General features: G+C 39.3%; 10 protein-coding genes. 2 read left to right on the top strand and 8 right to left on the bottom strand.

The window, feature by feature from the left end; all coding sequences use genetic code 11:
- Nucleotides 1-332: 332 nt before the first annotated feature.
- The 4 genes from ACFE93_RS07330 to ACFE93_RS07315 are packed head-to-tail and all read right to left on the bottom strand — an operon-like array spanning nt 333 to nt 2,733.
- Complete coding sequence (locus ACFE93_RS07330; protein ID WP_375472688.1) at nt 333-674, bottom strand: hypothetical protein; 342 nt, start codon at nt 672-674, stop codon at nt 333-335.
- Nucleotides 671-1,030 carry a hypothetical protein gene (locus tag ACFE93_RS07325; protein ID WP_375472687.1) on the bottom strand — a complete coding sequence of 120 codons (360 nt, stop codon included), beginning with the start codon at nt 1,028-1,030 and terminating at the stop codon, nt 671-673. The genes ACFE93_RS07330 and ACFE93_RS07325 overlap by 4 nt, the downstream gene beginning before the upstream one ends.
- 3 nt (nt 1,031-1,033) lie before the next feature.
- A complete protein-coding gene (locus ACFE93_RS07320; protein WP_375472686.1) occupies nt 1,034-2,248 on the bottom strand; it encodes an NRAMP family divalent metal transporter in 1,215 nt (404 codons plus the stop codon).
- Nucleotides 2,245-2,733: a hypothetical protein gene (locus tag ACFE93_RS07315; RefSeq protein WP_375472685.1), complete on the bottom strand. Its 489-nt coding sequence runs from the start codon at nt 2,731-2,733 to the stop codon at nt 2,245-2,247. The genes ACFE93_RS07320 and ACFE93_RS07315 overlap by 4 nt, the downstream gene beginning before the upstream one ends.
- Nucleotides 2,734-4,287: 1,554 nt before the next feature.
- Between ACFE93_RS07315 and nifH the strand changes: the two genes are divergently transcribed.
- Entirely contained in the window at nt 4,288-5,178 is an 891-nt protein-coding gene (gene nifH, locus ACFE93_RS07310) for a nitrogenase iron protein (protein ID WP_292856651.1), read from the top strand.
- Nucleotides 5,179-5,460: 282 nt separating this feature from the next.
- Here nifH and ACFE93_RS07305 read toward each other — a convergent pair whose 3' ends face one another.
- A complete protein-coding gene (locus tag ACFE93_RS07305; protein ID WP_104905583.1) occupies nt 5,461-5,757 on the bottom strand; it encodes a hypothetical protein in 297 nt (98 codons plus the stop codon).
- Nucleotides 5,758-5,972: 215 nt separating this feature from the next.
- Nucleotides 5,973-8,066: a TonB-dependent receptor plug domain-containing protein gene (locus ACFE93_RS07300; RefSeq protein WP_375472684.1), complete on the bottom strand. Its 2,094-nt coding sequence runs from the start codon at nt 8,064-8,066 to the stop codon at nt 5,973-5,975.
- Between the two features lie 543 nt (nt 8,067-8,609).
- Here ACFE93_RS07300 and glgX point away from each other — a divergent pair.
- On the top strand, nt 8,610-10,736 hold the full coding sequence (glgX, locus tag ACFE93_RS07295) for a glycogen debranching protein GlgX (RefSeq protein ID WP_375472683.1): 2,127 nt from the start codon (nt 8,610-8,612) through the stop codon (nt 10,734-10,736).
- Nucleotides 10,737-10,806: 70 nt separating this feature from the next.
- Here glgX and ACFE93_RS07290 read toward each other — a convergent pair whose 3' ends face one another.
- Both ACFE93_RS07290 and ACFE93_RS07285 read right to left on the bottom strand, forming a co-directional pair.
- Nucleotides 10,807-11,361, bottom strand: a complete 555-nt coding sequence (locus tag ACFE93_RS07290) for a hypothetical protein (protein ID WP_375472682.1) — start codon at nt 11,359-11,361, stop codon at nt 10,807-10,809.
- Nucleotides 11,362-11,373: 12 nt separating this feature from the next.
- Nucleotides 11,374-12,309: a hypothetical protein gene (locus ACFE93_RS07285; protein ID WP_375472681.1), complete on the bottom strand. Its 936-nt coding sequence runs from the start codon at nt 12,307-12,309 to the stop codon at nt 11,374-11,376.
- Nucleotides 12,310-12,339 lie beyond the last annotated feature (30 nt).

Genomic DNA, 12,339 nt, shown 5'->3' with positions numbered 1-12,339 from the left:
GACAATGCCAATGTGTCGGCTGACAATGCCAATGCGTCGGCTAACAATGCCAATGCGTCGGCTAACAATGCCAATGCGTCGGCTGACAATGCCAATGCGTAGGTCACATTAAAACGTTACGCTCTTACGCAAAACTGTACTAATAGTCCACCACACCAACTTTGATGGGTGAATAAGTTCGTAGTCAGGACTTTAGTCCTTGATTTGAGCGCTTTAGCGCTCACTACAAACCAAGCATTGGTGACTTGACGGACTACTAAGTTCTCTCTTTAAAAACATTTACAGCGTTTTACAACTCGGTGACATTATACTTCTGCCTCCTTCAAGCCAAGTTACTCTGTATCCTGCGGCTGCTCGTCTAATGATTTTAATGCATCTAGACTGCAACGCAAACGCGGCTTGTCAGGGTCAGTCAAATCTAGCTTGTCCCAAGGTATTGTATAACCACCGTAAATTTTCTGTGCCCCAAGTAAATGCAAAATTCCTAACCCAATTGTCCAAGCAGATAGCCGTTCTAACACGGCAGCATAACCGATAAGATATTCTTTAACAATCCATTCTTCGCCTTGTTGTTCGGCGCGTACTTCCTGAATGCGTCCGACGGCTTTGCCTGTTGAGTCTAGTACTGGTTTACTTAGCAGTAATTCTAGATGAATTTCACGAGTTGTCATCATCCTCCTCCTGGTATTCGGGCGATGATGCGATCGCGCAGCCATTTTTCATAGCTTAAGGCTGGTGTTGCTTCAGCTTCAACATCGACTTCCACATCAATACCAATATCCCGCACTTTTGACCAAGGAATCCGAAACGGTTCACTTTGTTTAGCACCCCATTTACTTGCAATTGCTGCTATTAAACCTGCCAAACGCGGATTTAGCCGTTTGCTAAGGGTTGTCACTCCTACTTCAATATAAGCAAGTCGTGGTGGTTCGCGATCGCGCAACTCCATCACAATGCCATCGACTTTACCCATTTTGCGTTGATTGCGGTCAACTAATTGGTTATCAAGAACATCTCTAATAACATCCATTTCCTACCCTCCAATAATTTCTAGTGGAATAGCAACGATCGCTAGCACAAATGTTAGCGCGATCGTAAAAATGACGACGCTGTTACTAATCCAGCCGTTACGATACTTGCCAACATATAATTCATCGTTCATCAAAACCAAAAAAGGTATAATTACAGGCGGCAAAATCACTGCTGTAATTGCCATTGAAAACAAAGTTAATTGCAATGGATCGATACCAAATACCATTAGTAATGAGGCGAGAAAGACAAACACAGTGTAGACTAAACTAAAGCGTGCGGCATCTTTTGGTTTAAGATTTTCGCCCCAATTCCAACCAAAAGCTTGAGCCACAATATACGCTGTATCAAGGCTTACCTCCAGTGCTGCACCAAAGCAAGCAATCCCTAAAGATGCTGCAAATAGCACAAAGCCCCAGTAACCAAAGGTTTCTGTCAACATCAGCGCCGCCTGTTCATAGCTATCAACCTGGATACCTTTGGGACCAAGTACCAGTGCTGCCACAATCAACACTCCCAGCGATACGATACTACCAAAGCCCATTCCTAAACCAGCAACGGCGCGATTTACACCGATATACCCTTCATCCCACTTATCTTCTACTGCACCAGATGAGTAGAAATAAAACAAGTACGGGCTAATCAATGCTCCTAGTATGCCAACGGCAAGGTATAAGTAATGTGGGGTGTCTTGTTGTGGCAGAGTTGGCAATAAACCAGAGCCAAGTTGTGTTAATGATGGATGCAGCTTAAAAGTAGCGACGACAAATGCTAGTGTAATTAATCCGAATAAAGAAACACCGTTTTCAATTAATCCAAATGTCCCTTTCCAAAGTAGCAACCAAATTGCAAAGGCTACGGGTAAAGCAAACCACTGGAAACTAATGCCTGTTACTAATTGCAGGGCGATACAAACACCGCCAATTTCGGCTGCTAAAACCAGAAAATCGACGACAATTTCTGCAACTAGTGGAATGATATAAAAGTTGAACCCAAATCGTTCTCGCACCGCCGCAGCTAATGTATGTTTGCTAACGGCTGCTAAACGTCCAGACATTTCTACCAGAAAGATTACACAAATTGTCCCTAAGACAAACGCCCAGATTAGTTGGAACCTATAGGTAGATCCAGCTTCCGCAGCAGTTGCGATCGCACCTACATCTAAAAAACCGCCGATACTGGTAACAATTCCAAGAGCGATTTCCAAAATTTTATTCATTGGTTTGCCCTGCTACTTTTCTTCAGCTTATTCAGCGATCGCTTTTCTACTGCTAATTCTCCAAGTTTTTGCCGTACCTCTGAATAATTTTTTTTAGCCACAGCCCTGGACATTTCCTCTGTTTTATTTGCTAACTGTAAAACATCAGCTAATAGCACTGATTTATCATGTTCGCTTACGTCTTTAGATAACTTGATTTTGTCTATTTTGCTTTTTTCTTTTTGCAATTCTTCCGTGGCTCTTTTCAATGTTTGTTCAGCATATTTATTGGGCACAGCACCGCGTATCCAAGCATCACCAACCATATTTGCTGTTGCTACCCAAGAAGATATACTTTGTGTTTCTTGCTCCATATCTTCTGTGGAGTTTTTACCACTGCAAGAGGCTAACAATGTCAGGATTAATAAACAATTAATTATAGATCCTAATTTACCAGGCTCTGGCATTTCTACAATCTCTCTAGCCAATAAATATATTTTTCTCATTTTGTTGGCAGCAGTGTACATCTCTCTAACGGAAGATTTTATAAAACATTACTTCAAGCGAATATTTATTTTTCAAAATGCATTGTGTTGACAGAAAGTAGCTATAAAAATATCCCCGAATTGTTGAACAATTCGGGGGTCAGAGGCTCTTAGTGTTTGTAAATTAAATAGAATTGGTATAGACGTAACTAAATGTAAGATAAAACTTTTGTTGGTACTAAGTAATTTATCCATCTATATAAAATTCTTAAGAGCTAAAGCTGTTTACTATGAACTTTTGATTTAATTAAGCCATTCTACTTATTACAAAGTAAAATTTTATGAGTTATTTAACTTACTTTGTTTACAATATTTTTTTATAAAAATAAGAACTTTTGTTTTTGTTGTAAAACATTAGTTTTTATTACTTTTATTAAATATCCAAAAGTATCGAACTGCACATATTAGCTATGATAAATAATTTCATTAACTAGCGACTGAGCGGGGCGTAACTTATGGCTATTAAAGGTTCTAAGGATAATCTTCTATTAAATAGAGAAAAAATTTGAAATTTGGCAAATTAATTAGTGAGATGTATGTTATGGTTTTTATAGGAATCAAACAAGTGAAAACACAAAAAGACTTCAAGACAAGTTTGAGGCAAGCTCAAGAAAGTTTTTTTGCTCTGGTAAGTCCCCTTCAATTAGCTACATCTTTTTTTAACGAAAATCTAAAACTAGATTGAGTAGGATAGTAGCCTTTGTAACAACTTGAAGTCAATCAAAATTTATCTGGGTATGAGCCAATAAGAGTTGGCTAACCTAGCTAGAGCATTATTCACCAAAGGCAATTACTCTTGGAGTCTGGGAAGAAAGACTCTTAGTACAGCCTGACAATTCAATAGGAATACAGAATATTTACTAACTTCGTCTTGCGGGAGTAAACATTATTCAACCGCAAACTAAGTTGAAGCAGTTGCTGACTTTTGGAACGAAAACTTCAAGCAGAATGGTGTAGTTCCATAATTTCTAGGAATTTAACCATACTGTCAAAAGTCACCAAGATATTATCTAAGCCAGAGTACCAGATGTTGCCTGTGTAAGTATTATATTACTGCACTGGTGTAGCTACTACTTTTAGGCTGAAATTTATTTTGCTGCATCAATCACGAAACGAGAAGCGCTATAGATGTTCTTGGCGACTTGACATCAGCAAAATCAGAAAAGTTGTAGCGACCATTTAAGAGTGGATTGCAATTTGGTTGGTTGTGTGGTTCAGGGAACAAATCTGCGTTCATTTGAATTCCTGCTGCAACCACTCTTGAGGCTTGAGCAACCATTTGGGATTCGTTACAACAACTGATAATGCTGAAGTCATAGTTTCAAAGGCTTCATTATTAGGAGATTAGATTTTTCTATTTCTTAAGCCATCGCTTCGTGGGTAAATATGTTCTGATTTTAACTGTTTTTGCCAGGGTGCGATCGCCAATAGGCTCTACTTCCCTACGACGCCAAGGGTAAATATTTCACATCAAGCTTACGACTCATCAACTAAATCATTGTAGGAAACACAACCATGACTGACGAAAAGATTAGACAAATAGCTTTCTATGGTAAAGGCGGTATTGGTAAATCTACCACTTCTCAAAATACCCTTGCAGCAATGGCTGAAATGGGTCAACGCATTCTAATTGTCGGTTGCGACCCCAAAGCTGACTCCACCCGTTTGATGCTGCACAGCAAAGCTCAAACAACCGTTCTTCACCTCGCAGCAGAACGTGGTGCAGTAGAAGATATCGAACTCAATGAAGTGATGCTCAAGGGTTTCCGTGACGTTCTTTGCGTAGAATCTGGTGGTCCAGAACCCGGTGTAGGTTGTGCAGGTCGCGGTATCATCACCGCCATCAACTTCTTGGAAGAAAACGGTGCTTACCAAGACCTAGACTTCGTATCTTACGACGTATTAGGTGACGTTGTGTGTGGTGGTTTCGCTATGCCTATCCGTGAAGGTAAGGCACAAGAAATCTATATCGTCACATCAGGTGAAATGATGGCGATGTACGCTGCTAACAACATTGCTCGTGGTGTTCTTAAGTATGCTCACACTGGTGGTGTGCGCTTGGGTGGTTTGATTTGTAATAGCCGTAACACTGACCGGGAAATCGACCTAATCCAAACCCTGGCAAAACGGTTGAACACCCACATGATTCACTACGTACCTCGTGACAACATTGTACAACACGCAGAATTGCGCCGGATGACTGTTAACGAGTACGCACCCGAAAGCAACCAAGCTAACGAATATCGGACATTGGCTCAAAAGATCGTCGACAACAAGAACCTTACTATCCCCACCCCCATTGAGATGGAAGAGTTAGAAGAATTGTTGATTGAATTCGGTATCCTAGAAAGCGACGAAAATACTGCAATGCTAGTTGGGAAAACTGCTACTGAAGCACCTGTTTAAAGTATTGCTAAATAAATAATGGTTTAGGGTGGGCAACAGCCCACCTTTTTCCCAATTTTTGCATTTCTTTGTTTGAATCCTTGATAGAAATATATAGCGATCGCTCGTACCCTGCAATAAGCCGCTACGCATTTATATAGAAGAGATGTTTCGAGATTTCAAAAGTGGTGATTACAAAGAAGATACAAATGCTTCTGGCAATCGCTTTATATCTCTAATTTTAATCATTTTTAACCAGAAGATGGCATAGGGTTTGTTAACACCAATAGCAGCTATATATCCCTACTCCCAAGTGGAAACATCTCGCAGAAAATTAGGAATTTCTCCTTGAGATAAGGGAAATTCTAGCAAAGTTTCTCTAATACCTAAATATCCAGATTCAGCAAACGACAAAAGCATTCGTGAAAGCGCTAGCCAAACCTCCGGTTCGTATTCCCAATCGCGATAACGTGAAGCTTGACCAGCAATTGAACGTAGCGCCCAGAAATAAGAATTTCTCACCACCGAACCACCCTTCTTAAATTCTGGCAAATCTTCGTGGTGGATAAAAAGTATTTTATTTTCAATTCTGGCTCTCATAGCAATTTTAGATTTTAGATTAAAAGTAAATTTTAAGTACGGTCATTATAACTTTAGCTTAACGCACTATGTTGTACGGCAGTGCGTCGTATTTAACAAAAAAATGCTGTGAAATCTAACATTCTATCTTTATAAGAAAGTGAGGTTTTCCAAATTATGTGAAAAGACATAAGAATGTAGAGACTTTGCAATGATAAAATCTCTACATTGAATACCTAAAAGTTGGCGCTTAAACCCACGCGAAAAGTAAATCCAGGGCTATATATGCGATTAACTCGCTCATATTGCTCACCGAGTAGATTTTCTAAGTAAACTGTCAGTCCTAAATTACTAGTTAGAGGTATACGTCCGCTCAAATCTAAATTCACAAAAGACGGTGCAAAATCTGTGGGTTTGTCAGTAGGGTTAGCGAAGATGGATCTGCGAGCGCCACTATTGTAGGTAACATACAAGTTAGCTTGCCAACCTGAATTTTGATAACCCACACCAGTTTGAAGTACAGAATAGGGAATTAAACCTAATTGTAAACCTTTCTCTGTCCCTGTTTTTATTTGGGAATCTGTATAAGTATAGTTGAGGAAAGTTGACCAGCCAGCCGCAATTTTGAATTGCAATGCAGCCTCTAAACCATTGGTATCTACTAATCCAATGTTTGCCCATTTTCCAGCGATGACTCCCAAGCGATCGCCTATACTACTACCAAAGTAAGTAAACTGTCCAATCAGATTTTCTGAAAAATTAACATCGATTCCCGCAGTCCAAGTTGAGCCAATTTCTGGGCTTAAATCAGGATTAGGTTCCCAACCATGAACTGTATCATAAACATACAACTGATCTAACCCAGGATTACGTTGTCCTCCTGCCCAACTTCCACGTACTGCTACTATTGGTGTGATGGCATAACGTAAACCAACACTAGGGTTGAGATAATTTCCAAACTGGCTATCAAAGCTTTGTCTTAGTCCTAAATCTATCAGAAAATTATCCCTAATATTCCAAGTATTGACAGCGAATAAAGCTGCATTAAACAAACTCCTATTTTCAGTTTCGTTATTGGCAATAGTACTAGGATTTGTACTTAAAACATCACCAGTTAAATCGGTGTTTTTCAAATCTAATCCCCAGCGCAATTTATTATTGGCTGTAATTTTCCACTCATGATCTACCCTGGCTGTAAGTTGTTGTGTATCTAAAGCGCCTGTACGGTAAAATGATCCTGTAGGGCCATAAGTGCTGAAATAATCTTGGTTATAACCAATTGAGGTTGTAATATTAGAGCTTTCGCCATTACCTAGCCGAGTTTTCCAAGATAAGCCAGTATTTAAACCATCATGGTCTAATCTATCTCTTTGCAGAGGAAACCCAAAATAAATTAAGCCGCGGCGACTGCTGAGTTTAGTAACATCTAAATTCAAAGAGTTTTTGTTATCTAAATCTAGTCCAATACTACCAAAATATGTACTTGTCGCTGTATCTGCATTTGATAAAAATCCCTTCTCATCACGATTTGCTGCACCTATAGGAACGGGGTAACGGTTATCTGTAAAGAATCTTTCAAAGCTAAAGTTGTACTTAACTTTATCAGATGAACCACCATAAGTAACTTGTTGATTATTTAAATTCAATGAGCCCAATTCTGCACTAGCACTCAATCTAGGTTTGCCATAACCTTCTTTGGTGATAATATTCACAACTCCCCCAAACGCTGAGGAACCATATAAAGCGGAGGCTGTACCGCTATATAATTCTACTCGTTCAATCTCCTCTACAGGAATACTATTTAAATCAGTTCCACCATGATAAGTGTTGATATTATTGTTAATTGGTCTGCCATTAATTAGAAATACAGACTGATTAATTGAGGCTCCCCGATAGTATGTACCTGTGTGAGTATCTGCACCATGACCTACATCATTGATTGCAAAACCAGGCATTCTTTTCAAAATATCGGCTAAACTGTTAGCACCCTGCTTTTGAATTTCTTCTTTATCAATTACGTAAGTTGGAGTAGATTGGGGTAGGTTGTCTGGTTCTGCGATCACTTCTATAGAAATGTCTGCATCATCGCTCGGAGTTTGCTCTGTTTCTGGCTGAGTTTCTGGATTAACTTCACTCGGTACAGATTGTTGAGTTAATAATTCGGCATTAGTTGCGGATAGCTCAATTTCACTCAAACTCGGAATATCTGAAATGACTTCGGTTGATTTATTAGTATTTCTCTGTTCAATTTCACTTTCAACAGCATAACTAGGAGACGCTATCAGTAAACTTGGTAAAGCAACTGTTAGCAACAAAAAATCCTTTTTCACGTTCTCTTTCACACCAAGTAAAAACAGTCACCACGTAGTATTTTGGCTGTAATAGTAAAATTGTGTCAAAAGACACGTTGTCATATTTCTACGGATCGGATGAGACTATTTGTCAACTGATTATGTGTTAAACTCTAGAGCAAATGCATTTAAAGAAGGCAGAAGGGGATTTGACCCCGAATGATTTGGAGCCATGTAAACAAGCCGTACCTTGGGAGAAGATGACACAACAGTGAGTGTTTTGAAGCCTTGCTTTTTAGCTTTGGCGCAACATGCTGTAGGCATCGCTTTACCGAAGCAGATCGTGCGGTGTGTCGTAGACAGGGCAGTTTTCCTTCAGCCTGTTGCCCTCTACATTAATTTTTCCAACTTAAGGAATAGAGATTTTTATTACTAATGATAGAGCAAATAATATTATTTAGAAATTAGATTGAAATGTTAGTGATTTTAACGAATAATTAGTAATTTTAGATTTTAACTATTTATTCAAAAAAGTCGAACTCAATAATATTTGCCGAAAAACTAATTATTCAAGATTTACTTATGTATGTAGCTTTATGGCCAGGGAATGTATATCCTTTAGGTGCAACTTGGGATGGGAAAGGAACAAACTTTGCTTTATTTTCGGAAAATGCAACAGGGGTAGAGCTTTGTTTATTTGATGGCGATGACGAAGAAATCCGCGTGCCTTTGACAGAAAAAAACAATTTTGTTTGGCATGGTTACTTACCAGGAGTTGGCCCAGGTCAAAAGTATGGGTTTAGAGTACATGGGATGTGGGCACCGGAAGTAGGTCATCGATTTAATCCAAACAAACTATTAATTGATCCTTACGCTAAGGCAATTGACGGTGAGTTTAGTAACGACCCAGCTGTGTTTGGCTACTCTCTAGACGCTGAGGAAAAAGACTTAGTTTTTTCTGAACTAGATGATGCCAAAACAATGCCTAAGTGTGTTGTGGTCGATCAATCTTTTGATTGGGAAGGCGATAAACTGCTTGCTACACCTTGGTATAAAACTGTTATTTATGAAACTCACGTTAAAGGTTTTACTAAATTACACCCAGCTATTCCAGAAGAGTTACGCGGCACTTATGCCGGTTTGGCGCATCCTGCTGCAATTCAACACTTACTGCAATTAGGCATTACAGCAGTTGAGTTGATGCCAGTACATCATTTTCTATCTCAACCGGGACATTTAGAAGGAAAAGGATTAAGCAATTACTGGGGCTACGATTCCATCAACTATTTTGCTCCTTATTCTAGTTACAGTGCTAGTGGAACTGGAGGAGAACAAGTCACCGAATTCAAGCAAATGGTCAAGGCACTACATTTTGCCGGAATTGAAGTGATTTTAGATGTAGTCTACAACCACACTGGCGAAGGAAATCATCTCGGGCCAACGCTATCTTTGCGAGGTATTGATAATTCTGTATATTACCGTTTGATGAAGGATGATCCTCGCTATTACATGGACTTTACAGGCTGCGGTAACTCTCTGAATGTGCGTCATGCTCAAGTTCTGAAGTTAATCATGGATAGTCTGCGCTATTGGGTAATAGAAATGCATGTAGATGGCTTCCGATTTGATTTAGCCTCGGCGCTGGCACGGGAATTATATGAGGTAGATAACCTATCAGCTTTCTTTGATATTATTCATCAAGACCCAATCTTGGCAGATGTGAAGTTGATTGCTGAACCTTGGGACTTAGGAGAAGGCGGCTATCAAGTCGGGAACTTTCCACTGCGTTGGTCTGAGTGGAATGGTAGATATCGGGATACAGTCAGAGATTTTTGGCGTGGTGTAGATGATAGTTTAGGACAATTTGCCTACTGTTTTACAGGTAGCCCTGACCTCTATCAAACAAATGGGCGCAACCCAAATGCAAGTATTAATTTCATAACTGCTCATGATGGTTTCACGTTAAATGATTTGGTCAGCTACAACGAAAAGCACAACGAGGCAAACGGGGAAGACAGTAGAGATGGTGAAAGCCATAATAGATCCTGGAATTGTGGTGCAGAAGGCGAAACCGACGACCTAGAAGTAATGCGTTTGCGCGAACGGCAACGACGAAACTTTTTAGCAACCCTAATGCTATCTCAAGGTGTTCCAATGCTATTAGAGGGGGATGAAATTGGCTGTAGTCAAAAGGGAAATAATAATGTCTACTGCCAAGACAATGAAATTTCCTGGCGGCATTGGGATTCGCATAAAGCGAACACAGATTTATTAGACTTTACACGTGAACTGATTAATTTTCGCAATCAGCATCCAGTATTCCGACGACGTAAGTGGTTTCAAGGTCGCCCCATTCACGGTTTAGGCATTAATGATATTGCTTGGTTTAATTCTGATGGCAGTGAAATGACTGAGAAGCAGTGGCTTATTAGCTATGCCAAAGTAATGGAGATTTTTTTTAATGGACAGGGAATTGCTACTCCAGGGGATCGTGGTGAACGGATTATTGATGAAAGTTTTCTGCTATTTTTTAACGCTCACTACGAGTTAATCGATTTTGCTTTACCCCATGAATTTAAAGAAAAGGTATGGGAGATAGTAATTGACACTAATGAACCTCGCTTTTTAGATCGGGGAAAATTAGTTTCAGACTCTCAAACTGTACCAGTTACAGATCGCTCTTTGATGGTGTTACGCCTTCTTAGTTAGAACTGCGAGGAGAAAGAGATACTCAACTGTACAGAAAAAAGATATTTTTCTATACAGTTGATAAAATACTTTAACGATTTTTTCTCGTAACTCTAATTAGAAAACGCAGAGCTTCATTTACTGCTTGCGAATTGGGAAACATTTCTGCAATATCAGGCTCTAAAAAAACTGTTAATTTTTCAATATTATCAAAATTATATTCACTATTTATCATATTAGTGTCTGCCAAACCATGATTTGATTGAGGCTTATTCTGTATAATGGTTGTTTGGCAAGATGTAGCATTTAATTTATTAACTAGTGATTCCCAACTACTAACTTTTAGCTGAAAGTGAATTTTTGCATCCCGTAATGTTTGAAACTGTTGCTTCAGAATATCAACACTATAAATATGCTTCTGAGATACCTGTTTCTCTACATTTAGGTCTGACTCAACCATATCAACTACTTCATTAATAAGTTGGTCATGATTTTCGGCAATTTGAGCAGCAGCCCCTAAAATCCGAGAAGTTGCTTGTATCTGTACATCAGTCTCTTGTTTAAGGCGATCGGCAATACTGCGAATTTGATCTCCCAACCTCGCTTTACCTTTTTTTTGCGTGGTTGGTAGTGATTTTTTGCTCATGAGTATGCTTGTTTATTCAGAAAGTATGTCTTTAATTGCCAGCCAGATGCGTTTAAATTTTTGTACCAAACCCATAGGATTGTTAGTTGTTTCTTCTTCCACCGAATCAACTAGAGATTGAATCCGATCCATACGTTCTGCTACAAGGTAAAGACTATTTACTGCTTCATCCTTACTTGCTAAAGAGTCACGCAATAGCACAACCATCTGGGCAATTTCTCGTTTTAGTTTTTCATTCTCGGCTTTCCGGCGAGTTTCCCATCCCTTAATACTAGCTTTGGAACGACGCTCATGTTTGAGTTCTGCTTTGGCCTCATTGTATAAAGTCAAATACATTTCTCGTTCGGAGTTGGCTGCATCATATTTGGTAAGCAATTCAGTTGCTCTAGCTTTTTCTTCATTGTAGAGACAGAGTGTTTGTTGATGACTTTGTTGTTCATCAATATAGAAGTGATAATTTTGAGTGACTTGTTCTTTTAGCTCATTAGCTTCGAGTTGGCAAGTTTGAATCTCTCGCTGATGAACATGAACTAGCTGGGATATTTTCGCTTTTTCTTCGTTATAAAGGTAGAGCGTCTTTTGATGATTCTCTTGCTCATCAATATAGAAGAGATAATTTTGAGTGAATCGCTCTTTTAGCTCATTAGCTTCGAGTTTTAGCTCATTAGCCTCGATTTGATAAGTTTGAATTTCTTGCTGAACATGAACCAGTTGTGATGCAGCTTCGTTTGCACGTTGTTCTGCTTCATCGCGTTGAGATGCAGCTTCCTCATTTTCTTTCGCACGTTGTTGCCATTCATCGCGTTGAGATGTAGCTTCCTCTAGATTGGCGCGAACAGTCATCAATGACTGTTTAAGCTCATGATAAGAAACTGGTTCTATCTTTCGTGAGCGAGGATTATTAACAGCGTTGATATAATCACGACCTCTGCGATCTGTGCTTTTCATTATGATAATTTAAGTTCCTATCTGAGCATT

It is taken from the genome of uncultured Nostoc sp. (assembly GCF_964247315.1).
Classification (GTDB): domain Bacteria; phylum Cyanobacteriota; class Cyanobacteriia; order Cyanobacteriales; family Nostocaceae; genus Nostoc.
This window is presented reverse-complemented; position numbering and strand designations above follow the sequence as displayed.

Coding starts and splice junctions, on each gene's coding strand:
- ACFE93_RS07330 (WP_375472688.1), bottom strand. CDS start 674: ATGATGACAACTCGTGAAATTCATCTAGAATTACTGCTAAGTAAACCA.
- ACFE93_RS07325 (WP_375472687.1), bottom strand. CDS start 1,030: ATGGATGTTATTAGAGATGTTCTTGATAACCAATTAGTTGACCGCAAT.
- ACFE93_RS07320 (WP_375472686.1), bottom strand. CDS start 2,248: ATGAATAAAATTTTGGAAATCGCTCTTGGAATTGTTACCAGTATCGGC.
- ACFE93_RS07315 (WP_375472685.1), bottom strand. CDS start 2,733: ATGAGAAAAATATATTTATTGGCTAGAGAGATTGTAGAAATGCCAGAG.
- nifH (WP_292856651.1), top strand. CDS start 4,288: ATGACTGACGAAAAGATTAGACAAATAGCTTTCTATGGTAAAGGCGGT.
- ACFE93_RS07305 (WP_104905583.1), bottom strand. CDS start 5,757: ATGAGAGCCAGAATTGAAAATAAAATACTTTTTATCCACCACGAAGAT.
- glgX (WP_375472683.1), top strand. CDS start 8,610: ATGTATGTAGCTTTATGGCCAGGGAATGTATATCCTTTAGGTGCAACT.
- ACFE93_RS07290 (WP_375472682.1), bottom strand. CDS start 11,361: ATGAGCAAAAAATCACTACCAACCACGCAAAAAAAAGGTAAAGCGAGG.
- ACFE93_RS07285 (WP_375472681.1), bottom strand. CDS start 12,309: ATGAAAAGCACAGATCGCAGAGGTCGTGATTATATCAACGCTGTTAAT.